Here is a 26,279-nt window from a genome sequence, read left to right as displayed (position 1 = left end):
GGGGACGCGGGACACAACAACTGCCGACCACCCATTGGCGGTAGGTCGGCATGGACCGGTAGTGTTCGGCATTGCCGAACAGTGGACATTGCCGTACGGCGGCAGCAGCGACGTCGCAGCTCGACGGTCGAAGGGGACGGAGGCAGGACGGCGATGGCACGGAACATCCAGTCGCTCGAACGGGCGGCCGCGATGCTGCGCCTGCTCGCGGGCGGCGAGCGGAGGCTGGGCCTGTCGGACATCGCCTCCTCACTGGGCCTCGCCAAGGGCACCGCCCATGGCATCCTGCGCACCCTGCAGCAGGAGGGCTTCGTCGAGCAGGACGAGGCCTCCGGCCGCTACCAGCTGGGCGCCGAGCTGCTGCGCCTGGGCACCACCTACCTCGACGTGCACGAGCTGCGCGCGCGTGCCCTGGTATGGACGGACGACCTGGCCCGCTCCAGCGGCGAGAGCGTCTACCTGGGGGTGCTGCACCAGCAGGGCGTGCTGATCGTGCACCACGTCTTCCGGCCCGACGACAGCCGTCAAGTGCTGGAGATCGGCGCCATGCAGCCGCTGCACTCCACGGCCCTGGGCAAGGTCCTGTCGGCCTACGACCCGGTCGCGCACAGCGAGGCGCTGGAGTCCGACCGCAAGGCCTTCACGGACCGCACGGTGTGCGACCTGAGCGACTTCGAGCAGATCCTGGACCTGACCCGCGCGCGCGGGTACGCCGCGGACGTCGAGGAGACCTGGGAGGGCGTGTCCTCCATCGCCGCGCCCATCCACGACCGGCGGCGCATGCCGGTCGGCGCGGTCGGCATCACCGGGGCGGTCGAGCGGCTGTACCGGGACGGGGAGCTGCGGCCCGAGCTGATCGCCGCGGTACGGGACTGCGCCCGCGCGGTGTCGCGCGATCTGGGCGCCGGGCGGTTCTGAGCGGCACGCAGGGCCTTTGACGATCACCGGGACGCCGTTCGGCGTTCCGGCTCTCGGCCTACCCTAAAACAGGCATATATGGAATATCTGGATCTGTGTGATCCATGGACCCAGAACCCAACACAATCAATCACCATCGCGCTTTCGATGAGAGAACTCTTGACGTGTGCGTAACGCCAAAGCAAGACTCCCGTCCATCGGTCGGCATTGTCGAACAGCTACCGGCAATACGCGCTAGAGTGTGACAACGCCACGGGCCGACGGACCCCGGAAAGGGACGCGGGGTTCAGCTCCCCTGGACGAAGGACAAAGGAGTCGCGGGTGTCCAGCTCCGACATCTTCATCGGCGAGACCATCGGTACCGCCATACTCATCCTCCTCGGCGGAGGCGTGGTCGCCGCCGTGGTTCTCAAGGCCTCCAAGGCCCGCAACGCCGGCTGGCTCGCCATCACCTTCGGGTGGGGTTTCGCGGTGCTCACGGCCGTCTATGTCTCGGCGCCGCTGTCCGGCGCCCACCTCAACCCGGCCGTCACCCTCGGCATCGCGATCAAGGACGGCGACTGGAGCAACGTCCCCCTCTACTGGGGCGGACAGCTGCTGGGCGCCATGATCGGTGCGGCCCTGGTCTGGGTCGCCTACTACGGCCAGTTCCACGCACACCTCACCGACAAGGAGATCGTCGGCACCCCTGACGATCAGCCCAAGGCGATCGAGGCGCGTGAGAAGGGCGCCGGCCCGGTGCTCGGCATCTTCTCCACCGGACCGGAGATCCGAAACGTGGCGATGAACCTCGCCACCGAGATCATCGGTACGTTCGTGCTGGTCATCGCCGTACTCACGCAGGGCCTGAACGACAACGGCAACGGCCTCGGCACCGTCGGCGGTCTGATGGTCGCCCTCGTCGTGGTCGGCATCGGCCTCTCCCTCGGCGGCCCGACCGGCTACGCCATCAACCCGGCCCGTGACCTCGGTCCGCGTATCGTGCACGCCCTTCTGCCCCTGCCCAACAAGGGTGGCTCCGACTGGGGCTACGCCTGGATCCCGGTGGTCGGCCCGCTGATCGGCGCCGCCCTCGCGGCAGGCCTCTACAACGTCGCATTTGCTTAGAACGGGTCCGCCCGCTTTCGCAGCCGCAAGCATTACGCCGTAACAGCCCCAGACCACACGGACTTCCAGGAGCACACAGTGACCGACGCCCACACCGCCGGCCCCTTCATCGCAGCCATCGACCAAGGCACGACCTCCAGCCGCTGCATCGTCTTCGACCGGGACGGCCGGATCGTCTCCGTCGACCAGAAGGAGCACGAGCAGATCTTCCCCAAGCCGGGCTGGGTCGAGCACAACGCCACCGAGATCTGGACCAACGTCCAGGAGGTCGTCGCCGGAGCCGTCGAGAAGGCCGGCATCACCCGTGACGACATCAAGGCCATCGGTATCACCAACCAGCGCGAGACCACCGTGCTGTGGGACAAGAACACCGGTGAGCCCGTCCACAACGCCATCGTCTGGCAGGACACCCGCACCGACGCCCTGTGCCGCGAGCTCGGCCGCAACGTGGGCCAGGACCGCTTCCGCCGCGAGACGGGGCTCCCCCTCGCCTCCTACTTCGCCGGCCCCAAGGCTCGCTGGCTGCTCGACAACGTCGAGGGCCTCAAGGAACGCGCCGAGGCGGGCGACATCCTCTTCGGCACCATGGACACCTGGGTCATCTGGAACCTGACCGGCGGGGTCAACGGCGGCCACCACGTCACCGACGTCACCAACGCCTCGCGCACCATGCTCATGAACCTGCACACCATGCAGTGGGACGAGAAGATCGCCGAGTCCATCGGTGTCCCGCTGGCGATGCTGCCCGAGATCCGGTCCTCCGCCGAGGTCTACGGCGAGATCACCGGCGGCAAGCTGGGCGACCTGCTCGGCGGCATCCCCGTCGCCTCCGCGCTCGGTGACCAGCAGGCGGCCCTGTTCGGCCAGACCTGCTTCTCCGAGGGCGAGACCAAGTCGACGTACGGCACCGGCACCTTCATGGTGATGAACACCGGTGACAAGATCATCAACTCCTACAGCGGGCTGCTGACCACCGTCGGCTACCAGATCGGCGGGCAGCAGCCGGTCTACGCCCTGGAGGGCTCGATCGCCGTCACCGGTGCGCTGGTGCAGTGGATGCGCGACCAGATGGGCCTGATCTCCACCGCCGCCGAGATCGAGACCCTCGCGCTCTCGGTCGAGGACAACGGCGGCGCCTACTTCGTGCCGGCCTTCTCCGGCCTGTTCGCCCCGTACTGGCGCTCCGACGCCCGCGGTGTGATCGCCGGTCTCACCCGATACGTCACCAAGGCGCACATGGCGCGCGCCGTGCTGGAGGCCACCGCCTGGCAGACGCGGGAGATCGCCGACGCCATGACGAAGGACTCCGGTGTCGAACTGACCGCCCTCAAGGTCGACGGCGGTATGACCTCCAACAACCTGCTGATGCAGACCCTCTCGGACTTCCTGGACGCCCCGGTGGTGCGCCCGATGGTCGCCGAGACCACCTGCCTCGGCGCCGCCTACGCCGCCGGTCTCGCCGTCGGCTTCTGGAACAGCACCGACGACCTGCGCGCCAACTGGCGGCGGGCCGCCGAGTGGACCCCCCGCATGGACGCGGACACCCGCGACCGTGAGTACAAGAACTGGCTCAAGGCCGTCGAACGGACCATGGGCTGGCTCGACGAAGACGAGAGCTGATTCGACGAGAGCTGACGCACAGTCGGCTGACGAGGAGTAAGAACCCGACATGACCAGCCAGTCCACCCTGCAGTCCGTGCCTGCCCTGGGCACGCGCCCGGCCTCCGGCGTAGGCCCGAGCCGCGCCGAGACCCGGGAGCAGCTCGCCAAGGCGTCGTACGACCTTCTCGTGATCGGCGGCGGCATCCTGGGCATCTCCACCGCCTGGCACGCCGCGCAGTCCGGCCTCAGGGTGGCGCTGGTCGACGCCGGCGACTTCGCCGGCGCCACCTCCTCCGCCTCCTCCAAGCTGCTCCACGGCGGTCTGCGTTACCTGCAGACCGGCGCGGTGAAGCTGGTGGCGGAGAACCACTTCGAACGCCGTGCGGTCTCCCGCCAGGTGGCCCCCCACCTGGCGAACCCGCTCACCTTCTACCTCCCCGTGTACAAGGGGGGCCCGCACGGCGCCGCGAAGCTCGGCGCGGGCGTGTTCGCGTACTCGATGCTGTCCGCGTTCGGCGACGGAGTCGGCCACCTGCTCTCGCCCGCCAAGGCGCAGGCGGACGTGCCCGAGCTGCGCACCGAGAACCTCAAGGCCGTGGCCGTGTACGGCGACGACCAGATGAACGACTCCCGGATGGCCCTGATGACGGTCCGCGCGGCCGTCGAGTCGGGCGCGGTCGTCCTCAACCACGCCGAGGTCACCGGCCTGCGCTTCACCCAGGGCCGGGTGACCGGCGCCGAGCTGAAGGACCGGCTGTCCGGCGACGAGTTCGGCGTGAGCGCCCGGCTGGTACTGAACGCGACCGGCCCCTGGGTCGATCACCTGCGCAAGATGGAGGACCCCAATGCCGCGCCGTCCATCCGGCTGTCGAAGGGCGCGCATCTGGTCCTGAAGCGCACCTCCCCGTGGAAGGCCGCGCTCGCCACCCCGATCGACAAGTACCGCATCACCTTCGCCCTCCCCTGGGAGGACATGCTGCTGCTCGGCACCACCGACGAGGTGTACGAGGGCGACCCGGCCGACGTGGCGGTCAACGACAAGGACATAGCCCAGATCCTCGACGAGGCCGCGTTCTCCATCCGCGACCAGCAGCTCGACCGGGACCTGATCACGTACGCCTTCGCGGGTCTGCGGGTGCTGCCGGGCGGCCCCGGCGACACCGCCAAGGCCAAGCGCGAGACCGTGGTCACCGAGGGCCGGGGCGGGATGCTGTCCGTCGCGGGCGGCAAGTGGACGACCTTCCGCCACATCGGCCGTACGATCATGAAGAAGCTGGAGTCGCTGCCGGGCCGCCCGCTCGGCGAGGACTTCGAGCCGATCGCCTCGCTGCCGAAGAAGCTGCCGCTGCCGGGGGTCGCCAACCCGCGCGCGGTCGCCCACCGTCTGCTGACCGACCGCCCGGCGCCGGGCCCGCGCATGGCGGCGGACACCGCCAAGCACCTGGCCACGCACTACGGTTCGCTGGCCTTCGACATCGCCCGCCTGGCCAACGAGAACGCCGAGCTCGCCGAGCGCGTCCACCCGGACGCCCCGGAGATCTGGGCGCAGGTCGTCTGGGCCCGCGACCACGAGTGGGCCGAGACCGCGGACGACGTGCTGCGCCGCCGTACGACCCTGACGATCCGCGGCCTGGCCACGGACGACGTGCGGACGAAGGTCCAGGACCTGCTCGACAAGAAGTAGCCGGTACGAGGACAGAGGGACAAGGGGCAGGGGGGACAGGGGACAGGGGCGGCTCCACGCCGACGGAGCCGCCCCTGTTCGCTGCCCGCCTGGCACACATCCCGACCTCGCAGCGGCCCGTTCCCCCTGGTGAGCCCGCATAATGTAGCTGAGACGTCGGAGGTCTGGACGACTGGGAGGCCGGTCATGGCAGTGACGGACGAGGCGATCGAGAAGATCAAGGGCATGATCGTCTCCGGTGCGCTGCGGCCCGGCGACCGGCTGCCCAAGGAGAGCGAACTCGCCGCCGACCTGGGCCTGTCCCGCAACTCCCTGCGGGAGGCCGTACGCGCGTTGTCGCTGATCAGGATCCTGGACGTACGGCAGGGCGACGGCACGTACGTCACCAGCCTGGACCCGCAACTGCTGCTTGAGGCGCTGAGCTTCGTCGTGGACTTCCACCGTGACGACACCGTGCTGGAGTTCCTTGCCGTACGCCGCATCCTGGAGCCGGCCGCCACGGCGATGGCGGCCGTGCACATCGGCGAGCGGGAACTGGACACGCTCACGGCCGAGTTGGAGGCGCTCGGCGCGCAGCCCTCGGTCGAGGAACTCGTCGCCTGCGATCTGGAGTTCCACCGGCGCATCGTGCGGGCGTCCGGCAACTCGGTGCTGTGTTCCCTGCTCGACGGCCTGTCCGGGCCGACCACCCGGGCCCGGATCTGGCGCGGGCTGACCCAGGAGGACGCGGTTAGCCGCACCCTGCACGAGCACCGGGCGATCCTCACCGCCCTGCGCGCCCGGGACGCGGAGGCGGCCCGCTCCTGGGCCACGGTGCACATCGCGAGCGTGGAGCAGTGGCTGCGCAGTTCGCTGTGACCAGCCATGGGCAAGGGTGTGCGAAGCGGTGACAGCTCGGATGAATCCGGGGTGTTCCGGGGTGACGAACGGGGCAGTGATCCGTTCACTCCCCCGTGCAAGGGGGCTGCGGGCGCCCCTGCCGCACGCCGTAAGGTTGGGGCGTCAAGCGAGGGCACGTCGGAAGGAGGCACTGGGTGATCGAGCTCGAGGGGGTTCCCGAGCTGATCGACCCGGTCATGGTGGCCGCGTTCGAGGGCTGGAACGATGCCGGCGACGCCGCCTCCACCGCGGTCGCGCATCTGGAGAGGGAGTGGAAGGGCGAGGTGTTCGCGGCGCTCGACGCCGAGGACTACTACGACTTCCAGGTGAACCGCCCCACGGTGTGGATGGACGCCGGCGTCCGCAAGATCACTTGGCCGACGACAAGGTTGTCGGTGGTGCGGGTCGGCGGCGAGAAGCCGCGTGACCTGGTGCTGGTCCGCGGCATCGAACCGTCCATGCGCTGGCGCTCGTTCTGCAACGAACTGCTCGGCTTCGCGCACGAGCTGGGCGTGGAGCTGGTGGTGATCCTCGGCGCTCTGCTCGGCGACACCCCGCACACGCGTCCGGTCCCGATCAGCGGGACCACGTCCGACCCGGACCTGGCCCGCCGGATGGACCTGGAGGAGACCAAGTACGAGGGCCCGACGGGCATCGTCGGCGTCCTCCAGGAGGCCTGTACGCACGCGGGCGTACCGGCGGTGTCGCTCTGGGCGGCCGTACCGCACTACGTGTCGCAGCCACCCAACCCGAAGGCGACGCTGGCGCTGCTCAACCGCCTGGAAGACCTGATCGACGTCCGTATCCCGCTGGGCGAGCTGCCCGAGGACGCGCGCGCCTGGCAGGTGGGTGTGGACCAGCTGGCCGCCGAGGACAGCGAGGTCGCGGAGTACGTGCAGACGCTGGAGGAGGCCCGGGACACCGCGGAGCTGCCGGAGGCGTCGGGCGAGGCGATCGCCCGTGAGTTCGAGCGGTATCTGCGGCGCCGGGACGGCGGCAGCCCGCCCACGCCCGGCGGGCACGCGACGGCGGACGGCGGCGACATCCCGCCGTTCCTGCGGGACAACCCGAGCGGTCGGCCTCGTCCGCCGAAGCCGGGCAACGACGACGAGGACTCGTCCGAGGAGTGATCGCAACACTGTGGGCCGCCGCCTCCGCAGGGAGGCAGCGGCCCACAGGCGTTTCGTGAACAGGCGGCTAGAGAGCCACGCCCAACAGCGCGTCCACGGCACGGGTTACGACGCCCGGGGCGCCCATGTCCGTACCGCCTCGCTCCTGCTGCTGAACCGCCCAGCGGTCCACCGCGGCGAGCGCGGCCGGGGCGTTGATGTCGTCGGCGAGGGCCTCGCGGATCTCCTCGACCAGCGTCTCGGCGCTCGGCCCGTCGGGCCGGGAGACGGCGGAGCGCCAGCGGTCGAGCCGGTCCACGGCGTCCTGGAGCACCCGGTCGGTCCACTCCCAGTCGGCCCGGTAGTGGTGGGCGAGCAGGGCGAGCCGGATCGCGGCCGGGTCGACGCCCTCGCGGCGCAGCTGGGAGACGAAGACCAGGTTGCCCTTGGACTTGGACATCTTCTCGCCGTCGAGGGCGACCATGCCGGCGTGCACATACGCCTTCGCCATGGGGAACTCGCCGGTCAGCACCTGGGCGTGGGAGGCGCCCATCTCGTGGTGCGGGAAGGCTAGGTCGGAGCCGCCGCCCTGGACGTCGAAGCCCATCCCGAGGTGGTCCAGGGCGATGGCGACGCACTCGATGTGCCAGCCGGGCCGTCCGCGGCCGAGTGTGCCGCCGTCCCAGCTGGGCTCGCCGTCGCGGGCCGCCATCCACAGCATCGGGTCGAGCGGGTTCTTCTTGCCGGGCCGGTCCGGGTCGCCGCCGCGCTCGGCGGACAGCAGCCGCATGGCGGCGGCGTCCAGGCGGGACACCTTGCCGAAGTTGGGGTCGGCTTCGACGGAGAAGTACGTGTCGCCTTCGAGTTCGTAGGCCGCGCCCATGTCGCGCAGCCGCTCCACCAGCGGCACGATGCCGGGTATCGCCTCGACGGCGCCGATGTAGTGCTGCGGGGGCAGCATCCGCAGGGCGGTCATGTCCTCACGGAACAGGGCGGTCTCCCGCTCGGCGAGGGCGACCCAGTCGATGCTGTCGCGCTCCGCCCGCTCAAGGAGGGGATCGTCGACGTCGGTGACGTTTTGCACGTACTGAACCTGCCGCTTGGTGTCGAGCCACACGCGCTGCACGAGGTCGAACGCGTTGTAGGTCGCCGCGTGACCCATGTGGGTCGCGTCGTACGGGGTGATCCCGCAGACGTAGATACGGGCGACGGGACCGGGGTCGAGGGTGACGAGGCCACCGGTCGCGGTGTCGTGGATCCTCAGGTCGCGGCCCTTGCCAGGCAGGGCGGGGACCTCGGAAGCGGGCCAGGCATGCATGCCTTGAGCCTAACCGGACTGGAGTTCCGTATACGAACCGGACCTGGCCGGTTGGCCGGAGAGGCACCCTTGCGGGATCTCCCCGGGTGTGCCTGTCACACCGGCGGCCACGGAATCGCCGGCCACTCACCGCTCGGCTCCGGGTGTGTCCCGCCGGCGAGCAGCACGTCGACACGCGCGCGCGTGGCGTCGATCTCGGCGTCGGTGATCAGCGCGCCCAGCCGCTCGGCGAGGGGGCCGCTGTCCTTCAGCTCCGTCTGCAGCCGCTGGAGGACCTCCACGGCCTCCGCGGTGAGCGGCTCGCCGGCCCAGCCCCACAGGAGCGTGCGCAGCTTGTTGTCGACGTTGAAGGTGACCCCGTGGTCGATGCCGTACAGCCGCCCGTCCCCGGTCGGCAGCAGGTGGCCGCCCTTGCGGTCGGCGTTGTTGATCACGGCGTCGAGCACGGCGAGCCGCCGCAGCCGCTCGTCGTCGGCGTGCACCAGCAGCGCGGTCTTTCCGTCGCCGACCTCGGCGAAGCCGATCGCCTTCCAGCCGGGTTCCGGCTCCTCGGCGTCGACGAGGGCGAGCAGCTCGGCGTCCGGCAGCGCCTCGATCCACAGCTGGCACATGCCCTCGCCGTACGGCCCGTCGCGCAGCACGGTGGGCGGGACCAGGCCCCAGCCGGTCGCCTCGGAGACCTCGTAGGCGGCGACCTCGCGCTGGGCGAGGGTCCCGTCGGGGAAGTCCCACAGGGGCCGCTCCCCCGCGACGGGCTTGTAGACGCAGGTGGCCTCCTGGCCGTCCTGGCTGACCGTGCAGTACAGCGCCGCGTTGGAGGCGTCACGGATGCGTCCGCGGACGGTCAGTTCGCCGGTGGCGAGCAGTTCCTCGGAGGTCATGCTCCGCGGCGGTATCCGTTCTGGCGCGGACATACGTGTCCTTCCGGGTCGAGCGGCAGACTGCACAGCGGGCACGGGGGCCGGCCGGCGTTGACGACGTCGAGGGCCCGCTTGGCGAAGGCGCGGGCCTGCGCGCCGGTGAGCCGGACCCGCAGCATCGGGGGCCCGTTCTCCTCGTCCTGGAGGAGCCGCTCCTCGGCCTCGGCGAGATCCTCCTCGGTGTCGGCGTCGAGCTCCACCAGCGCCTGCGCCTCGACGATCATGCGCTGTTCCTCGCCGTCCCAGGCGAGGGCCATGGTGCCGACCCGGAACTCCTCCTCGATGGGGGTCTCCAGCGGGGCGGTGTCGGAGATCTCGGCGGGCGCCATCGCCGGCACGGCGGCGTTGCCGCCGCTGCGCCGCACGACCTCGTCGAGCAGTTCGTCCATGCGCTCGGCGAGCGCTGCGACCTGAGTCTTCTCCAGGGCCACGCTGGTCACCCGGGAGCCGGCGGTGGCTTGGAGGAAGAAGGTACGGCGCCCGGGCAGTCCGACCGTACCGGCCACGAAGCGGTCCGGGGGGTCGTAGAGGAACACCTGACGGGACACGTCCTGTCTCCATTGATCGTGGGTCGACTTCGGCTTCGGGACCGACCGGCCGCCGTGCGGACGCTCGGCTGCGGACAAGTACGGCGTTACTGCGACCGCTTCACCCTACTGCGGCCGACGATCACGGTGCGCCCGCACCGCCCCCGACGGGTGCGTCCCCGCCGGGCGGTTCCTCGCGCGGCGCCAGGGACGCGAAGTCGCCGGTGTCCCCGAGCCGCACGAGAAACGGCCTGAGACGGGTGTAGCGGATGGCGGTGATGGAACACGGTTCTACGGAAATCCGCTGGAAGAGGTCGAGATGAAGTCCGAGTGCGTCGGCGACGAGGGCCTTGATGATGTCCCCGTGCGAGCACATGAGGTACACGGCGTCGGCGCCGTGATCGCGCTCCACGCGCGCGTTCCACTCCCGTACCGCCTCCGCGGCCCGGTGCTGCATCGCCCGCATCGACTCGCCGCCCGGGAAGACGGCCGCGGTCGGATGCGCCTGCACCACCTCCATCAGGGGCTCGTCCTTGAGCTCGGCGAGCTTGCGCCCGGACCAGTCGCCGTAGTGGCACTCCCCGATCCGGTCGTCGGTGTGCGCGCGCAGCTCGGGGCGGGCGTCGAGCAGCGGCCGGAGGGTCTCCTGGCAGCGCTGCAGCGGGCTGGTGACGACTTCGGCGATCGGCAGCTCGGCGAGCCGCCCGGGCAGTGCGGCGGCCTGCGCGGCGCCGCGCTCGTCGAGGGCGACGCCGGGCGTCCAGCCGGCGAGCAGTCCCTCGGTGTTGGCGGTGGAACGTCCGTGCCGGACGAGGATCAGCGTGGGCATGCGGCCCAGGGTAGGCGCAGGTCCGGGTGCGACGTCCGGGCGGTGACGGGAGAATACGCTCCGTGATCGTCGACTGTGCCATCTACCGCGAGGGACACCGGGTGGAGGGCCCGGAGGATCTCTCGGACGCCCTGGCCGAGGCGCGTGCGGTCGGCGGGTTCGTGTGGATCGGGCTGCACCAGCCCAGCGAGCGGGAGTTCGATCTGGTCACCGAGGAGTTCGCGCTGCATCCGCTGGCCGTCGAGGACGCCCTGAAGGCGCACCAGCGGCCCAAGCTGGAGGTCTACGACGACTCGCTGTTCATGGTGCTGAAGCCGGTCCTGTACGAACCGGAGAGCGACGTCGTCTCCACCGGTGAGGTCATGATCTTCCTGGGTGACGCCTTCGTGGTGACCGTCCGTCACGGGGTGTGCTCCCCGCTGGCCGCCGTGCGCCGGCGGCTGGAGCAGGAGCCGGAGCTGCTCGGAAAGGGCCCCACCTCCGTGCTGTACGCGATCGCCGACACGACCGTGGACCACTACCTGGACGTGGCGGCGGAGTTGCAGACCGACCTGGAGGAGCTGGAGGCGGAGGTGTTCTCGCCGGACCGCGGCGGCTCACGGCACTCCGCGTCGCGGATCTACGCCTTCAAGCGGCAGATCCTGGAGTTCCGGCGGGCCACCGGGCCGCTGAGCGTGCCGCTGACCCGGCTCGCGGGCATGGGCACGTTCGGCGGCGCGGTGCCCTTCGTCGACGAGAAGGCGCGGCCGTTCTTCCGCGACGTGAACGACCACCTCACGCGCGTGAACGAGTCCGTGGAGGGCCTGGACCGGCTGGTGTCGGACATCCTGTCGGCGCATCTGGCGCAGATGAGCGTCCGGCAGAACGACGACATGCGGAAGATCTCCGCGTGGGCGGCCATGGCGGCGGTCCCCACGATGATCGCCGGGATCTACGGCATGAACTTCGACCACATGCCGGAGCTGCACTGGGTGTGGGCCTATCCGGCGGTGATCGCGCTCATGGCCGCCCTGGAGGTCCTGCTCTACCGGACGTTCAAGCGGCGCGGCTGGATGTGAGCGCCCCGGCGCTCAGGCGAACTCGGGGGCGGCGGTGGCCGGGCCGCCGAGGGCGTCGCGGCGGTCGGGCATCTTCAGGCTCACCATGCGCCGCCAGCCGCCGAGCCGCTCGTACCCGTACACGGCGTGGATGCCGAACGCGAGCACCGCGGCCTTCGGCCGGGACCAGCCGAGGATGCGGCCCATGCGGGCCATGACCGCGAGGCTGACGTCCCGGTAGACGCGGATCTCGGCGAGTGCGGTCTCGCGCAGGGTGCGCTGGATGTGGCGGCCATGTCCGGCGGCGGCGAAGCGCAGCAGTTCCTCGTGCGTGTAAGCGAGGTGGTTGTCCTCGTCGTTGGAGATCATCCGGACCGCCTTGCCGACCACCGCGTGGTCCTGGAAGTTCTTCTTGAGCATCACCATCTGTTCGGCGGCGCGCTGTTCGGTGACGCGGCTGTGGGCGAGGTACGTGATGATGTCCTGAACGGTGAGCGGCTTGTCCGCCTTGAGCTTCTCGTGCGCGAGGCCGATGCCCTGCTTCTCCAGGAGCATCGTGTAGTCGGTGTCCGGCGGGACCTCGACGGGTTCGAGGCCGCGCTTCTTCAGCAGCGCGTTGAAGATCCGCCCGTGCTTGTCCTCGTCCGCGCCATGGCGGGTGATCTTGGGAGCGAGGTCGCGCTCGCTCGCGGGCACGAGCGCGGCGATGCGGGCGTTCTCCCAGCCGCCCTGTGCCTCACCGCTGGCGGCGATGGAGCAGAACAGCCGGAACGACTGGTCGTTGTCGAGGATCTCCTGGAACAGACTCTTGGCCGAAAGCATCTGAGAGCACCTCTCTGCAGAATTCCGCAAAGAACGAGTCAAATGCTCGCGCAGGCCCAGGGCAACAGTCGCGTCGGACAACTCCACCGAAAGATGGACCGACGGGGGCGCGTCGGAAGCGTAACCGCGCGCGGGTCGGCGCGTTGTTCCGCGTGACGGCCGTGGCGGGGAAGACCCCCGAGCCCCCACCACGGCCGTAGAGACTCCTCCGGCGGCGGGTACGACGCGTTACGCGAGCCCGGCCCGCTCCAGCGCCTCGGAACCCGCCCGCAGTGAGGCGAGCCGCTCGTCCAGCGTGAAGCCGGCGGGCGCCAGCGACAGCGTCGTGACCCCGGCCGCCGCGTAGGCCTTCATCCGGTCGGCGATGCGCTCCACGGAGCCGAGCAGCGTGGTCTGGTCGATCAGTTCGTGCGGTACGGCGGCCGCGGCGCCCTCCTTGTCGCCGGAGAGGTACTTGTCCTGGATCTCGGCGGCCTGCTGCTCGTAGCCCATGCGCCGGGCGAGCTGGTTGTAGAAGTTCTGCTTGGGGCTGCCCATGCCGCCGACGTACAGGGCGGTGTAGGGGCGGAAGGTGTCGGCGAGGGCGGTCACGTCCTTGTCGTCGCCGACGGCCAGCGGCAGGGTCGGGCAGACGTCGAAGCCGTCCATGGTCTTGCCGGCCTTCTCCCGGCCCGCCCGCAGGTGCTGGATCGCGGTGTCCTCCAGGTGCTCGGCGGACGGGAAGATCAGCAGGGCGCCGTCGGCGATCTCGCCGGTCTGCTCCAGGTTCTTGGGGCCGATCGCGGCGATGTACAGCGGGATGTGCTCGCGCTGCGGGTGGACGGTCAGCTTGATCGGCTTGCCGGGGCCGCCGGGGAGGGGAAGCGTCCAGTGCTCGCCGTCGTAGGTGAGCCGTTCGCGGGTCATGGCCTTGCGGACGATCTCGACGTACTCGCGCGTGCGGGCCAGCGGCTTGTCGAACTTGACGCCGTACCAGCCCTCGGAGACCTGCGGGCCGGAGACGCCGAGGCCGAGGCGGAAGCGGCCGCCGGACAGCGAGTCCAGGGTGGCGGCGGTCATCGCGGTCATCGCGGGCTGGCGCGCCGGGATCTGGAAGATGGCCGAGCCGACGTCGATGCGTTCCGTCTGGGCGGCGACCCAGCTGAGCACGGTGGCGGCGTCGGAGCCGTAGGCCTCGGCGGCCCAGCAGACGGCGTACCCGAGGCGGTCGGCCTCCTGGGCCACGGCGAGATTGTCCGCGTCCATTCCGGCGCCCCAGTAGCCGAGGTTGATCCCGAGCTGCATGGCCTTCCCCTTACTGATCAGTAACGTCCCTTGTGGCGTCGACCTTAGCGTGGGCGTGGTGGATCGCCCAGGTTGCGGGCGGGCAGGGGCGAGCCGGGGGCCGGGGCCGGGCCGGAACGTCCGCCCGGATCAGGGGAATCGCTTCTCCACAGGCAACGGAAATCCGTTGTCCACAGGCACCCACGGCACCAGTTCTGGCCAGTAATCTCGGCGGACATGGAGCAGAGGCATCTCGGCCGTACCGGCCTGCGTGTGTCCCGGATCGGACTCGGCACCCTGACCTGGGGGCGGGACACCGACGAGCATGATGCCGCGGACCTGCTGAAGACGTTCTGGGAAGCGGGCGGGACGCTGGTGGACACCGCGGACGTCTACGGGGACGGCGAGGCCGAGTACCTGCTCGGGAGGCTCATAGAAGGGCTCGTGCCGCGACGGGACCTGGTGCTGTCGACCAAGGCCGGGAGCGTGCCGGACCCCGACCGGCGCTTCGACGGATCGCGCGGGCATCTGCTGGCCGCGCTCGACGACTCGCTCGCCCGGCTCGGCACGGACTACGTGGACCTGTGGCACATCCACGCCTTCGACCCGGACACCCCGCTGGAGGAGACGCTCCAGGCGCTGGACCTGGCGGTGAGCAGCGGGCGGGCGCGGTACGCCGGGGTCTCCAACTTCTGCGGCTGGCAGCTCGCGAAGGCGGCGACGTGGCAGCTGGCGGCGCCGGGGATGCGGACCCGGCTGGCCAGTACGCAGATGGAGTACTCGCTGCTGCAGCGCGGTGTCGAGCGCGAGGTGCTGCCGGCCGCGCTGGACATGGGCATCGGGCTGTTGCCGTCCTCGCCGCTGGGCCGGGGGGTGCTGACCGGCAAGTACCGGGGAGGCGCGCTGCCGCCGGACTCGCGGGGGGCCTCGGAGCATCTGGCGCCCTTCGTCGAGCCGTACCTCGACGACACCGCGAGCCGCATCGTGGACGCCGTGACGACGGCGGCGGACGGGCTGGCGGTCAGCCCTCTCCAGGTGGCCCTCGCGTGGGTGCGGGACCGGCCCGGCGTGGCGGCGCCGATCGTCGGTGCGCGCACCGCGCAGCAGCTCACGGCGGCGTTGTCAGTGGAGGCGCTTAGTCTTCCTGACGAGATCTGCCGGGCGCTCGACGATGTGTCGGCGCCTGTGCACCGCTATCCCGATCACGACTGGAGCACGCTGTGAGCACGGAGCCGGAGACCACCGGGGACACCGAGCCGAGGAAGCCGGACGCCGCGGAGACCGGGGCTGCGGGGACCGGGGCTACGGAGGCCGAGGCTGCGGACATCGGGGCTGCGGAGACCGAGGCTGGGGGCACCGGGGCTGCGGACATCGGGGCTACAGAGACCGAGGCTGCGGGCACCGGGGGCGGTGAGGTTTCGGAGGCGGCGGACGGCGAGGGGCGTGAGCTGTCGGAGGCCGAGGCGGAGCTGGCGGCTCAGCGGGTGGAGCGGGAGCGGATCGCGCGGCGCAAGGCGGAGAGGCAGGGGCCCGTCGCGGCCGGTGCGAAGCTCAGCGGGAAGGCCGCCGAACTGCTCGCGGCCGTGCGTGCGGTGGAGGGCGGGGAGAAGCCGCCCGCGACCGTGTTCGAGGAGCCGCCGCCCAGGCGGCAGGCCCCGGAGCCGGTACGGCGGACGCAGCCCGTGGTGCCGGTCGTGGTGGGCGCGCCCGCGCCCGAGGCCGTCGAGGGCGTGCGGCGGGTGCTGAGCGCCGGAGGTGCTCCCGAGACGCTGGCCGTGCAGGTCGCGGCGGTGCTGGGTGAGGGGGCACAGGAGCGGCTGCGGGCCGATCCCTGGCAGTTGCTGAGGGTCGGTGGGGTGCGGCCGGAGCAGGCCGACGGGTTCGCGCGGGCGCTGCTGGGGGCGGAGTGCGGGCCCGACGACGAGCGGCGGGGGCGGGCGGTCACCGTGTGGCTGCTGGAGCAGGCGGCGCTCGCGGGGCACACCGCGCTGGAGATGCCGGCGCTGACCGCCGCGCTGGCGCAGCGGGGGGTGCCGGATCCGGAGGCGGCCGTGCAGGGGGCGCTCGCCGAGGGGGACGCCCTGGCTTTCCAGGACGGATTGGAGGAGGGCGCGGACGAGGGCGAGGGCGATGACGAGGAGCGTCCTGTCCGGGTCCTCGTCGGGCTGGAGCGGTACGCGCTCGCCGAGGAGAGCCTGGCCGACGGTCTGGCCCGGTTGATCAACTCTGCGCCGAAGGAGGACGGTTCGGGCGAGGCGTGGGAGCGGGCGGCGGGCGGTGCCCAGGGGGCGGCCGCCGAGTTGATCCGGGCGGTCGCCGGGCACGGGCTGGTGCTGCACACCGGCGGGGAGGCGTCCCTCGCCGAAGCGGCGGAGCTGGTGGCCGCGGCGCGGGGGCTCGGGCTGCGGGTCTGGGCCGCCACGCACAGTCCCGTCGGCCGGGCGCGGTTCGCGGCGCTGCTGGGTGGGCCGGAGGCCGGGGCGACGACCGTCGCCGGGCTGCTGTCAGGGGCGGAGGGGCCGGGGCGGGACGCCGACGGCGCGCTCGACCTCGATCTGCTGGTTGTACTCGACGCGCCCCAGCTCGACGTGGAGACGGCGGCGCTGCTCGTCGAGTCGCTGCCGGACGGGGCGCGGCTGGTGCTGGCCGGGGATCCGGCGGTGCTGTGGTCCGTCGGCCCAGGGCGGGTCTTCGCGGATCTGCTGGCGGTGCGCAAGTGCCCCCACGTCGCCTCGCGGCGGCCGGATCCCGGCCCGCTGGGCGAGCTGGTGTCCGGCATCGGCGTGGGCGAGCTGCTCCAGGTCGAGGCGCCCGGCAAGGAGGTCGTGATCGTGCCGGTGCGCGACGCGGGCGAGGCGGTGCACCGGACCGTGCAGCTCGTCGTCGACTCGGTGCCGCGGGCGATCGGCGTGCCCCCGGAGCAGACGGTGGTCATCACGCCGGGGCACGGTGGCGCGGCGGGGACGCGGGCGCTGAACGCCGCGCTGAAGGAGCGGCTCAACCCCGGCCCGGGCCGCTTCGGCGGCTTCGACCCGGGGGACCGGGTGGCCTACTCCCCCGCGCCGGGCCGTACGCTCCCGGGCCACGTGGTCAAGGCCGACGCCGAGGGGCTGCACCTGTCGTGTGCCGGGGAGGCCGTGGTCGTACCGAAGGAGCGGGTGGAGCAGTCCGTACGCCACGGCTGGGCCCTGACCGCGCACCAGGCGGCGGCGACCCGCTGGCCCGCGGTGGTCGCGGTCCTGCCCGGTGATGCCGCGCAGGCCCTGAGCCGCCCCTGGGTGTACACGGCGTTCGGCCGCGCGGAACGCCACCTGTCCGTGGTGCACGGCGTGGAAGCGGCACTACCGAAGGCGGTCGCGGAGACCACGGCGAAGCCTCGGACAACCCGACTGCCGCAGCTGCTGGAGGCACAGGTGCCGACGGCGGGCTGACGGGGGCAGACCGTGCGGGTGCCGACAGCAGCTGACTGCGGGCAAGCCGCGCAGGTGCCGACAGCAGCTGACTGCGGGCAAGCCGCGCAGGTGCCGACAGCAGCTGAGTGCGGGCAAGCCGCGCGGGTGCCGACAGCAGCTGACTGCGGGCAAGCCGCGCCGGTGCCGACAGCGAGCAGGTCACGCAGGTGCCGGTGGGCGGCTGCTTGCGGGACGCGCAGCGCCGCGGGGCGGCGATCCGGCCCGCACCGCCGCGTCAGGCCGGCTGCCGGGGCCGTACGGGCCGGGCCGTGGCCGGCATGTGGCTCCATGAGCGGGACCGCCGGCGGACCGCCGGCGGTGACCCGTGAGCCGGGGCCCGGGGGCAGAAGTCGGCGGCCACGAGGACATCCCCCGTGGCCGCCTGCCACAGCTCACCGCGTGTCTGGTCAGCGGCGGTCCGCGTCCAGGGGTTCCAGATCCTCGTCCTCGTCCAGATCCAGGTCGTCCTCAAGATCGTCGGGGTCGTCCTCGTCCGGCTCGTCCTCGTCGTCCGGCTCCTCGTCGAAGACGGCGCTGACGTCGAAGCGGCAGACCACACTCTGCGGGTCGACGTTCTCGAACGGGGCCTCCAGCCACTCGCCGGGGTCGGCCGGTTCCTCCGCGGCTGTGACCCACAGCGTGGAGTCGCCCTCCTCCAGGCCGAACTCCTTGTGCCGGGAGGCGATCTCATCCGGTTCGAACTCCCCGAAGAGGATGCCCAAGGCCCCGTGGATCGTGCTCGCGGCCTCCTCGTCCGTACTGTCCTCGTCCGCGGCCTCGATCCGCTGGGCCTGCGCCAGCAGTCGCTGTGGTTCCGCCACCGCGTAGTCGCGGCGGATCAGCACACTCAGGGCGTTCGGTTCCTCGGGCCCGGTGTACGGCGGCAGCGTGTCCTCCGCACCGGGGATCTCGAAGGGCGTGACCTCGTCGTAACGGTCGTAGAGCAGCTCGTCGTACGCCTCTGCGGCCGCGGCCAGCTGGTTGAACGCCTCGTAGACGGCCGGGTCGTCCTCACCCGACCTGCGTTCGACCGCCGCGAGATGACGGTCGAGCGCGGTCTTGACCGCCTCGGCGGCGGCGCGTACCTCGGCAGCGGTGGGCTGCGCAGCATCAGACATAGAGCAGACGCTATCCGTACTGGGCCGTTGCCCGCACAATAGATGCGATGCCGGAATACGAATTTGTCGACGTGTACGTACCGCGCGGGGTCTCCCGCAAGGACGCCACACGCCTGCTGACGGACCATGCAGAGTACGGACACTGGGAGTTGCACCGCCTGAGCCTGCTGCGCGACGGCAGCCGCAGGGTGCGGCTGCGCCGACGGATCATCCGCCAGGTGCGGGCCACGTGGTGAGCTGAGGCGACGGAAACGGGACGGAGCGGGCCCCGCCGGGTGCGGGGCCCGCTCCGTATCCCGGTGACGGTGGCGGTGGCGGGTGCGCCGCCGCCGGACGCGCTACGCCGAGGCGCGCGCCCTGCGGTAGAGCACGGCGCCCGCCAGCAGCGTCCCCACGCCCAGCGACGCGGCCGCGCCCATCGGCAGCCCGCTGCCGGTGTCGGCGAGCTGGGAGTCGCCGCCGAACTGGGTGACGGCCGAGGCGCCGGGGCGGTCGCCGTTCCCGGAGCCGGTGTCGTTCCCGGTGCCGGTGCCGGAGCCGCTGTCGTCCCTGGAGCCGGAGTCGGCGTCGACGCCGGTGTCGGGGCCGGCGCCGTCGTCGCCCGGCTTGCCGGGCTGCTCGGGGTTGCCCGGGTTACCGGGGTTGTCCGGCGTCTCCGGCGGGGTCGTGTCGCCGCCGCCCCCGGGCGGCGTGGTGTGACCGCCCCCGGCGTCGCCGCCGTTCACGCAGTCATTGCCCACGGCCGCGTTGCCGACGCCGATGACGTTGACGCTGTTGCCGCAGACGTTGACCGGCACGTGCACCGGCGCCTGGATGTGGTTGCCGGAGCCGATGCCGGGTGAGCCGTCGGCGTGCCCGTCCGCGTGCGCCCCGGAGGAGCCGTGGTCACCGGAGCCGCCGTAGCCGTCGTCGCCGTAGCCGCCGGGCGAGCCCTTGCCCCCGCCCTGGTTGGCGCAGGAGTTGCCGACCGCCGGGTTGAGAATGCCGACGACGCTGATGGTGTTGCCGCAGACGTTGACCGGCACGTGCACCGGCGCCTGCACGGTGTTGCCGGACAGCACGCCCGGCGAGTTCGAACTGGAGCCGCTCGCGCCCGAGTCGGCGTGGGCGTGGCCGCTCGCGGCGGCGATCACGCCGGTCGCCGCCGCCACGGTCATCAGTCCCTTGCGGGTGCCCTGTCGCATTGCTGAATTCCTGCCTTCCCCCTCTTGACCTACGTGAAAAGACCGGTCGGTCCCGAAGCGCATGGCGTGCGCTCCGGGACCGACGGCGTGGACGAACCTCAGAAAGGCAACGTCACTTGTTGATGCAGGTGTTGCCGAAGGCGGGGTTCAGCAGCCCGATGACATTGATCGTGTTGCCGCAGACGTTCACGGGGACGTGAATCGGCGCCTGAATCACGTTGCCGGACACGATGCCCGGGGACCCCACGGCGGCACCCTGGGCACCGGAGTCGGCGACGGCGAGGCCCGCGCCCGCGAGAACCAGCCCACCGGTGGCAGCCGCAGCAGCGACGACCTTCTTGATCATTATTCCTCCTTGTTGGCAATGCGATCACAAGTAGCTGATCGCATCACCAGTAACGAGGAGGAACTAATAGGGCTACGACCTTATGAGCGCATTCACTCCCCACGGTCACGCCGGGCACATACGGGCGAATACTGCAGTGTCGTTTCAGTGGCCCAATTCAGGACGCATCGATGAACCGGTCGAGCACCCGCACGCCGAACTTCAGCCCGTCCACCGGCACCCGCTCGTCGACACCGTGGAACATCCCGGCGAAGTCCAGCTCCGGCGGCAGCTTCAGCGGCGCGAAGCCGAAGCACCGGATGCCGAGATCGTCGAAGGACTTGGCGTCGGTGCCGCCGGAGAGCATGTACGGCACGGCCCGGGCGATCGGGTCCTCGGCGCTGAGCGCGCTCTGCATGGCGTCGACGAGCTTGCCGTCGAAGTCGGTCTCCAGCGCCTTGTCGGCGTGCACGTCCTCGCGCCGCACGCGGGGGCCGAGCAGCCGGTCGAGGTCGGCGAGGAACTCCTCCTCGTATCCGGGCAGGAACCGCCCGTCGACGTGCGCGGTGGCCTGGCCGGGGATGACGTTGACCTTGTAGCCGGCGCCGAGCATGGTGGGCGCGGCCGAGTTGCGCAGGGTCGCGCCGATCATCTTGGCGATGCCGCCGAGCTTGGCGAGGGTCTCGTCCATGTTCTCGGGGTCGAGTTCGACGCCGAGCGCGTCGGAGAGCTCGTCGAGGAAGGACCGTACGGTCTTGGTGACCCGCACCGGCCACGTGTGCCGGCCGACCCGCCCCACGGCCTCGCACAGCTCGGTGATCGCGTTGTCGTGGTTGGTCATCGAGCCGTGACCGGCCGTGCCGTCCACGGTGAGCCGCATCCAGTGCATGCCCTTCTGGGCGGTCTCGACCAGGTAGAGCCGCAGTTGCTCGTTGACGGTGAAGGAGAACCCGCCGACCTCGCCGATCCCCTCGGTCACGCCCTCGAACAGCTCGGGGTGCTTGTCGACCAGGTACCGCGCGCCCCACGTGCCGCCGGCCTCCTCGTCGGCGAGGAAGGCGAGCACGATGTCGCGCGGGGGCTTGCGTCCGCTGCGCAGCCGGTCGCGGACGACCGCGAGGGTCATCGCGTCCATGTCCTTCATGTCGACGGCCCCGCGACCCCACACGCAGCCGTCCGCGATCTCGCCGGAGAAGGGGTGGTGGGTCCAGTCGGCCGCGTTGGCCGGGACGACGTCGAGGTGGCCGTGGATGAGCAGCGCGGGCCGGGACGGGTCCTCGCCCTCGATGCGGGCCACCGTGGAGGCGCGGCCCTTGTGGGACTCGATGATCCGCGGGTCGAGGCCTACCTCGGCGAGCTTCGCGGCGACGTACTCGGCCGCCTTGCGCTCCCCCGGCCCCGAGTGGTCGCCGTAGTTGCTGGTGTCGATCTGGATCAGCTCGCGGCAGAGGTCCACGACCTCGTCCTCGCCGGTGACGCCTTCGGCCGTGCCCGTGTCGCTCACGCCGCTTCCTTCCGCAGTCGCCGCTGGTGGTCCCCCTCATCCTCCCCCTACCCCGGCCCGACCCCAAGACCGCTCCCGGCCCGTCACGCGCTGTCTACACCGGACCGGGCGGCGGGCGGGGCGGGGGTGTGATCAGCCACCCCCGGAAGCCTGGTAATGTTTACGTCGTCGCCGCGGGGGAAACCCAGCGCGACAGACACCTTGTCCGGGTGGCGGAATGGCAGACGCGCTAGCTTGAGGTGCTAGTGCCCTTTATCGGGCGTGGGGGTTCAAGTCCCCCCTCGGACACCAGCTAGGACCCCTGTTCACCAGGGGTCCTTTTGCTGTGCCCGACGGGCTTTTCGGCCCTTTCCGGCCCTGTGTGGGCGATCTCTCCCCCGCCGGGAAGATCCCGAGGTCACGGCCCCCAACACCCCCTGCGGCAGGGCCCGAACGGCCTCCTCCAGGTGGCTGCTGAGCAACGACGAACTTAACGTCGTACTAAAATTTCCGGCTTGTTACGGAGCTGGAGCCGGACAACCCCAGGCAGACCTGCGGGCCCGCTGGGACCTGGCGCCACACTCCCGTCGTCCGCCCGAAGGGCGGGCCATGCGGCGTCAGGTGCGTGCTCTCGGCGTGCCGGGCCCAGGCCCACGTACTGGATGTACGTGGGCCTGGGCCCGGTGCGGCGAGAGTGCGTGCATGGCGTCGCATGGCAGACGGGAGTGTGGCGCCAGGTCCCGGCGCCGGAGGTTCCGGGATCGAGACGCGAGGACCCGATGGCAGCCATACACGAGAGCAGTGCTCTCGGCCTGCTCGACGAAGAGATCCGTGAGCGGTTCGGTGACAGGGCACGTCTCTCCGGGGGGCCGGCCGCCTCCCCGCGCACGCTGGTCGACGTCTTCGAGGCGTCCGTGCGGGCGTATCCGGACGAACTCGCCCTGGACGACGGGGCGGTCCGGCTCACGTACCGGGCGCTCGCCGTGGAGGTGGAGCGGCTGCGGGCGCGGCTCGCCGCGGCCGGGGTCGGCCTCGGCGACCGGGTGGGGGTCCGGGTTCCGTCGGGGACCAATGATCTGTACGTCGCGATTCTCGCCGTACTCGCGGCCGGGGCCGCCTATGTGCCGGTGGATGCCGAGGACCCGGACGAGCGGGCCGAGCTGGTGTTCGGGGAGGCGGGGGTACGGGCCGTCGTCGGGGCCGGGCGCGAGCTGACCGTCAACGGGCGGTCCGAGGCTCCGGCCGGGCGGCCCGGTGTCGAGCATGACGCCTGGATCATCTTCACCTCCGGGTCCACCGGGAAGCCCAAGGGCGTCGCCGTCAGTCACCGCAGCGCCGCCGCCTTCGTGGACGCCGAGGCCGCGCTGTTCCTGACCGAGGAGCCGATCGGGCCCGGGGACCGGGTCATGGCCGGGCTGTCGGTCGCGTTCGACGCGTCCTGCGAGGAGATGTGGCTGGCCTGGCGGTACGGGGCCTGCCTGGTGCCGGTGCCGCGGGCGCAGGTGCGCAGCGGGGCCGATCTGGGGCCCTGGCTGGTCGAGCAGGAGATCACGGTCGTGTCGACCGTGCCCACGCTGGCCGCGCTGTGGGAGCCGGAGACACTCAACGACGTACGGCTGCTGATCTTCGGCGGTGAGGCCTGCCCGCCCGAGCTGGCGCAGCGGCTGGTGACCGAGGGGCGGGAGGTCTGGAACACGTACGGGCCGACCGAGGCGACCGTCGTGGCCTGTGCCGCGCTGATGACCGGCGAGGAGCCCGTCAGGATCGGTCTGCCGCTGCGCGGCTGGGAACTGGCCGTCGTCGACGAGGCCGGGGAGCCCGTGCCCATGGGCGGCAGTGGGCAGTTGGTGATCGGCGGGGTCGGGCTCGCCCGGTATCTCGACGCCGAGAAGGACGCGGAGAAGTACGCGCCTTTGGAGTCGCTCGGGTGGGAGCGGGCGTACCGCAGCGGTGATCTGGTGCGGGCCGAGCCCGAGGGGCTGGTCTTCCTCGGGCGGGCCGACGAGCAGATCAAGCTCGGTGGGCGGCGGATCGAGCTGGGCGAGGTGGACGCCGCTTTGCAGGCGCTCCCCGGTGTCGCGGGTGCGGCAGCCGCCGTACGGACCGCGCGGAGCGGCAATCAGCTGCTCGTCGGGTATGTCGTCACCCAGGACGGGTGGGACGCGGGGGCGGCGGTGGAGCGGCTGCGGGCCGAACTGCCCGCGGCGCTGGTGCCGCTGCTCGCGCCGGTCGACGAGCTGCCGACCCGCACGTCCGGGAAGGTCGACCGCAACGCGCTGCCCTGGCCGCTGGAGGGGCTGGAAACCGGCGGCAGGGCCGAGCAGCTGTACGGCACCGAGGCCTGGCTCGCCGAGCAGTGGACCGAGGTGCTCGGGATTCCGGTCACGGCGGCCTCCGACGACTTCTTCGCGATCGGTGGGAGCAGTCTGGCCGCCGCTCAGCTGACCACGCGGCTGCGGACCCGCTATCCGAGTGCGGCCGTGCTGGACATCTACCAGCAGCCCACGCTGCGGAAGCTGGCGCGGCGGCTGGAGGAGTCGGCGCAGGACGACGGCTCGCGGCGGACGATCGCTCCGGTGCCCAGGCATGCCCAGGTGATTCAACTCCTGACCCTGGTGCCGCTGTTCGCGCTGGTCGGGCTGCGATGGATGGTGGTCCTGGCCGCCCTCGGGAATGTGCTGAGCGGGTACGCCTGGCTGCCGACCGCGCCCTGGTGGGCCGTCGGCGCCGGGGCCGTGTTGTTGTTCAGTCCGCCGGGGCGGCTCGCCGTCGCCGCCGGTGGGGCGCGGGTGTTGCTGCGGGGCGTGCGGGCCGGGCGGTATCCGCGCGGCGGGAGCGTGCATCTGCGGTTGTGGGCGGCGGAGCGGCTGGCCGAGGTGAGCGGGGCGACCTCGCTGACCGGGGCGTGGCTGCAGCGGTACGCGCGGGCGCTGGGCGCCAGGGTCGGGCAGGACGTCGACCTGCACTCGCTGCCGCCGGTCACCGGCATGCTCAAGCTGGGGCGGGGCGCGGCCGTGGAGTCCGAGGTCGATCTGTCCGGGTACTGGCTGGACGGGGACCGGCTGGTGATCGGGCCGGTGAAGGTCGGTGCGCATGCCGTGGTCGGGACGCGCGGCATGCTCTTCCCGGGGGCGCGGGTCGGCAAGCGGGCCGAGGTCGCGCCGGGGTCGGCCGTCGCCGGGCAGATTCCCACCGGGCAGCGGTGGGCGGGCGCGCCCGCGGTCAAGCTGGGCAAGGCCAAGCGGAACTGGCCCAAGGAGCGGCCGGGCCGGGGTGTGTTCTGGCGGGTGATGTACGGGGCCTGCGGGCTCGCGCTGTCGGCCCTGCCGGTGCTGGCCGCCGGGGCCGCGTTGCTGGTGGCGGGCCGGTTCGTCGCCCCGGGCGACGGGCTCGCGGAGGCTCTTCGCGGGGCCGTGTTCGCGCTGGTGCCGGCGACGCTCGCCTTCGGGGCGGTGTACGCGCTGCTGATCCTGGTCGGGGTGCGGCTGCTGAGTCTGGGGCTGCGGGAGGGGACGTATCCCACGCACAGCAGGGTCGGGTGGCAGGCGTGGACGGTCACGCAGCTGATGGACCGGGCCCGGGAGACGCTGTTCCCGCTGTACGCCGGGCTGGTCACGCCGGTGTGGCTGCGGCTGCTGGGGATGCGGATCGGGCGCGGGGCCGAGGTGTCGACCGTGCTCGCGCTGCCCGGTCTGACGACGGTGGGTGAGGGGGCGTTCCTCGCCGACGACACGTTGACCGCGCCGTACGAGCTCGGTGGCGGGTGGATGCGGGTCGGGCGTGCCGAGATCGGGCGGCGGGCGTTCCTCGGGAACTCCGGGATGACCGCGCCGGGGCGGAGCGTGCCCGACGGTGGGCTGGTCGGGGTGCTGTCGGCCACGCCGAAGAAGGCGAAGAAGGGCAGCTCGTATCTGGGGCTGCCGCCGGTGAAGCTGCCGCGCAGCGCGGCCGACGGGGATCAGAGCCGGACGTACGAGCCGCCGGCCCGGTTGCTGTGGGCGCGGGGGCTGGTGGAGCTGTGCCGGATCGTGCCGGTGTTCTGCTCGGCGGGGCTGGCCCTGGTGACGGTGGCCGCGCTGTCCGCGCTGGGCGGCTGGGCCTGGCTGCTGGGCGGGTTCGTGCTGCTCGCGGTGGGGGTGCTCGCGGGCCTCGGGTCCGTCGTGGCCAAGTGGGTGCTGGTGGGGCGGCACCGCAGCGGGGAGCATCCGCTGTGGAGCGGCTTCGTGTGGCGCAACGAGCTGGCGGACACCTTCGTCGAGGTGCTGGCCGTGCCGTGGCTGGCGGGCGCCGTGCCGGGTACGCCGGTGATGACCGCGTGGCTGCGCGGGCTCGGGGCGCGGATCGGCCGGGGCACGTGGGTGGAGAGCTACTGGCTGCCGGAGGCCGATCTGGTGACGCTTCAGGACGCGGCCACGGTGAACCGGGGCTGCGTACTGCAGACACACCTCTTCCACGACCGGATCTTGCGGACGGATACTGTGGTTCTCCGTGAGGGCGCGACGCTCGGTCCTGGCGGAATCGTCCTGCCCGGCAGCACGGTGGGGGCCCGTACCACGCTGGGTCCCGCGTCGCTCGTGATGGCGGCGGAGTCCGTCCCCGACGACACCCGGTGGCTGGGCAATCCGATCGAGGCATGGCGCCGGTAGGCGCGGCTCCCCGGTGGACGAGCGGTTGTACGAGCATGGCGCAGGGAGCAGACGCA

Annotated in this window: 21 protein-coding genes and 1 tRNA gene; 12 read left to right on the top strand and 10 right to left on the bottom strand. The window is 71.7% G+C overall.

Annotation, left to right across the window (positions count from 1 at the left end):
• The first annotated feature begins 153 nt into the window (after positions 1 to 153).
• From I2W78_RS33115 to I2W78_RS33090, 6 genes are all read left to right on the top strand, one after another.
• Positions 154 to 918: an IclR family transcriptional regulator gene (locus I2W78_RS33115; protein ID WP_196463929.1), complete on the top strand. Its 765-nt coding sequence runs from the start codon at positions 154 to 156 to the stop codon at positions 916 to 918.
• A 321-nt stretch (positions 919 to 1,239) separates the two neighbouring features.
• A complete protein-coding gene (locus tag I2W78_RS33110; protein ID WP_196463928.1) occupies positions 1,240 to 2,025 on the top strand; it encodes an MIP/aquaporin family protein in 786 nt (261 codons plus the stop codon).
• Between the two features lie 78 nt (positions 2,026 to 2,103).
• Positions 2,104 to 3,645 carry a glycerol kinase GlpK gene (gene glpK / locus I2W78_RS33105; protein WP_196463927.1) on the top strand — a complete coding sequence of 514 codons (1,542 nt, stop codon included), beginning with the start codon at positions 2,104 to 2,106 and terminating at the stop codon, positions 3,643 to 3,645.
• 49 nt (positions 3,646 to 3,694) lie between these two features.
• Positions 3,695 to 5,311 carry a glycerol-3-phosphate dehydrogenase/oxidase gene (locus I2W78_RS33100; protein ID WP_196463926.1) on the top strand — a complete coding sequence of 539 codons (1,617 nt, stop codon included), beginning with the start codon at positions 3,695 to 3,697 and terminating at the stop codon, positions 5,309 to 5,311.
• Between the two features lie 186 nt (positions 5,312 to 5,497).
• Positions 5,498 to 6,169 carry a FadR/GntR family transcriptional regulator gene (locus tag I2W78_RS33095; RefSeq protein WP_196463925.1) on the top strand — a complete coding sequence of 224 codons (672 nt, stop codon included), beginning with the start codon at positions 5,498 to 5,500 and terminating at the stop codon, positions 6,167 to 6,169.
• A gap of 176 nt (positions 6,170 to 6,345) precedes the next feature.
• Positions 6,346 to 7,320 (top strand): PAC2 family protein, encoded by a 975-nt coding sequence (locus I2W78_RS33090; RefSeq protein WP_196463924.1) that lies wholly within the window; start codon positions 6,346 to 6,348, stop codon positions 7,318 to 7,320.
• Positions 7,321 to 7,387: 67 nt separating this feature from the next.
• On the opposite strand, the gene mshC is transcribed toward I2W78_RS33090, so the two are convergent.
• From mshC to I2W78_RS33070, 4 genes are all read right to left on the bottom strand, one after another.
• Positions 7,388 to 8,617: a cysteine--1-D-myo-inosityl 2-amino-2-deoxy-alpha-D-glucopyranoside ligase gene (gene mshC / locus I2W78_RS33085; RefSeq protein ID WP_196463923.1), complete on the bottom strand. Its 1,230-nt coding sequence runs from the start codon at positions 8,615 to 8,617 to the stop codon at positions 7,388 to 7,390.
• A gap of 95 nt (positions 8,618 to 8,712) precedes the next feature.
• A complete protein-coding gene (locus tag I2W78_RS33080) occupies positions 8,713 to 9,531 on the bottom strand; it encodes an SCO1664 family protein (RefSeq protein ID WP_196463922.1) in 819 nt (272 codons plus the stop codon).
• On the bottom strand, positions 9,495 to 10,085 hold the full coding sequence (locus tag I2W78_RS33075; protein ID WP_196463921.1) for a DUF3090 domain-containing protein: 591 nt from the start codon (positions 10,083 to 10,085) through the stop codon (positions 9,495 to 9,497). Before I2W78_RS33075 ends, I2W78_RS33080 begins: the two co-directional genes overlap by 37 nt.
• 121 nt (positions 10,086 to 10,206) lie before the next feature.
• Positions 10,207 to 10,893: a histidine phosphatase family protein gene (locus I2W78_RS33070; RefSeq protein ID WP_196463920.1), complete on the bottom strand. Its 687-nt coding sequence runs from the start codon at positions 10,891 to 10,893 to the stop codon at positions 10,207 to 10,209.
• A gap of 62 nt (positions 10,894 to 10,955) precedes the next feature.
• On the opposite strand from I2W78_RS33070, the gene corA reads away from it, so the two are divergent.
• On the top strand, positions 10,956 to 11,951 hold the full coding sequence (corA, locus tag I2W78_RS33065) for a magnesium/cobalt transporter CorA (protein WP_196463919.1): 996 nt from the start codon (positions 10,956 to 10,958) through the stop codon (positions 11,949 to 11,951).
• A gap of 12 nt (positions 11,952 to 11,963) precedes the next feature.
• On the opposite strand, the gene I2W78_RS33060 is transcribed toward corA, so the two are convergent.
• Both I2W78_RS33060 and I2W78_RS33055 read right to left on the bottom strand, forming a co-directional pair.
• On the bottom strand, positions 11,964 to 12,752 hold the full coding sequence (locus tag I2W78_RS33060; RefSeq protein WP_196463918.1) for a ferritin-like domain-containing protein: 789 nt from the start codon (positions 12,750 to 12,752) through the stop codon (positions 11,964 to 11,966).
• A gap of 228 nt (positions 12,753 to 12,980) precedes the next feature.
• Positions 12,981 to 14,036 carry an LLM class F420-dependent oxidoreductase gene (locus tag I2W78_RS33055; RefSeq protein WP_196463917.1) on the bottom strand — a complete coding sequence of 352 codons (1,056 nt, stop codon included), beginning with the start codon at positions 14,034 to 14,036 and terminating at the stop codon, positions 12,981 to 12,983.
• A 216-nt stretch (positions 14,037 to 14,252) separates the two neighbouring features.
• Here I2W78_RS33055 and I2W78_RS33050 point away from each other — a divergent pair, with 216 nt between their 5' ends.
• Together I2W78_RS33050 and I2W78_RS33045 are read left to right on the top strand one after the other, a co-directional pair.
• The gene (locus I2W78_RS33050; protein ID WP_196463916.1) at positions 14,253 to 15,239 is read left to right on the top strand and encodes an aldo/keto reductase; all 987 of its coding nucleotides are present in this window, start codon (positions 14,253 to 14,255) and stop codon (positions 15,237 to 15,239) included.
• A complete protein-coding gene (locus I2W78_RS33045; protein WP_307783895.1) occupies positions 15,236 to 17,446 on the top strand; it encodes a helix-hairpin-helix domain-containing protein in 2,211 nt (736 codons plus the stop codon). Before I2W78_RS33050 ends, I2W78_RS33045 begins: the two co-directional genes overlap by 4 nt.
• A gap of 428 nt (positions 17,447 to 17,874) precedes the next feature.
• Here the strand turns inward: I2W78_RS33045 and I2W78_RS33040 are convergent, their stop codons facing one another.
• Positions 17,875 to 18,585 (bottom strand): hypothetical protein, encoded by a 711-nt coding sequence (locus I2W78_RS33040; RefSeq protein ID WP_196463915.1) that lies wholly within the window; start codon positions 18,583 to 18,585, stop codon positions 17,875 to 17,877.
• 47 nt (positions 18,586 to 18,632) lie between these two features.
• Here I2W78_RS33040 and I2W78_RS33035 point away from each other — a divergent pair, with 47 nt between their 5' ends.
• A complete protein-coding gene (locus tag I2W78_RS33035) occupies positions 18,633 to 18,821 on the top strand; it encodes a DUF5703 family protein (protein WP_043499282.1) in 189 nt (62 codons plus the stop codon).
• Between the two features lie 102 nt (positions 18,822 to 18,923).
• On the opposite strand, the gene I2W78_RS41500 is transcribed toward I2W78_RS33035, so the two are convergent.
• The 3 genes from I2W78_RS41500 to I2W78_RS33020 form a co-directional block, all read right to left on the bottom strand.
• On the bottom strand, positions 18,924 to 19,769 hold the full coding sequence (locus I2W78_RS41500; protein WP_196463914.1) for a chaplin: 846 nt from the start codon (positions 19,767 to 19,769) through the stop codon (positions 18,924 to 18,926).
• A gap of 112 nt (positions 19,770 to 19,881) precedes the next feature.
• A complete protein-coding gene (chpH, locus tag I2W78_RS33025) occupies positions 19,882 to 20,115 on the bottom strand; it encodes a chaplin ChpH (RefSeq protein ID WP_196463913.1) in 234 nt (77 codons plus the stop codon).
• A 157-nt stretch (positions 20,116 to 20,272) separates the two neighbouring features.
• The gene (locus I2W78_RS33020) at positions 20,273 to 21,598 is read right to left on the bottom strand and encodes a M20/M25/M40 family metallo-hydrolase (RefSeq protein WP_196463912.1); all 1,326 of its coding nucleotides are present in this window, start codon (positions 21,596 to 21,598) and stop codon (positions 20,273 to 20,275) included.
• Positions 21,599 to 21,801: 203 nt separating this feature from the next.
• Here I2W78_RS33020 and I2W78_RS33015 point away from each other — a divergent pair.
• Both I2W78_RS33015 and I2W78_RS33010 read left to right on the top strand, forming a co-directional pair.
• Positions 21,802 to 21,889 (top strand) — tRNA-Leu (locus tag I2W78_RS33015).
• A gap of 467 nt (positions 21,890 to 22,356) precedes the next feature.
• Positions 22,357 to 26,223 (top strand): Pls/PosA family non-ribosomal peptide synthetase, encoded by a 3,867-nt coding sequence (locus I2W78_RS33010; protein ID WP_196463911.1) that lies wholly within the window; start codon positions 22,357 to 22,359, stop codon positions 26,221 to 26,223.
• The last annotated feature ends 56 nt before the right edge of the window (positions 26,224 to 26,279 follow it).

The organism is Streptomyces spinoverrucosus, from assembly GCF_015712165.1.
Lineage (GTDB): Bacteria > Actinomycetota > Actinomycetes > Streptomycetales > Streptomycetaceae > Streptomyces > Streptomyces spinoverrucosus_A.
The sequence above is the reverse complement of the archived record's forward strand: the minus strand, read 5'-3'. Positions and strand labels throughout refer to the sequence as shown.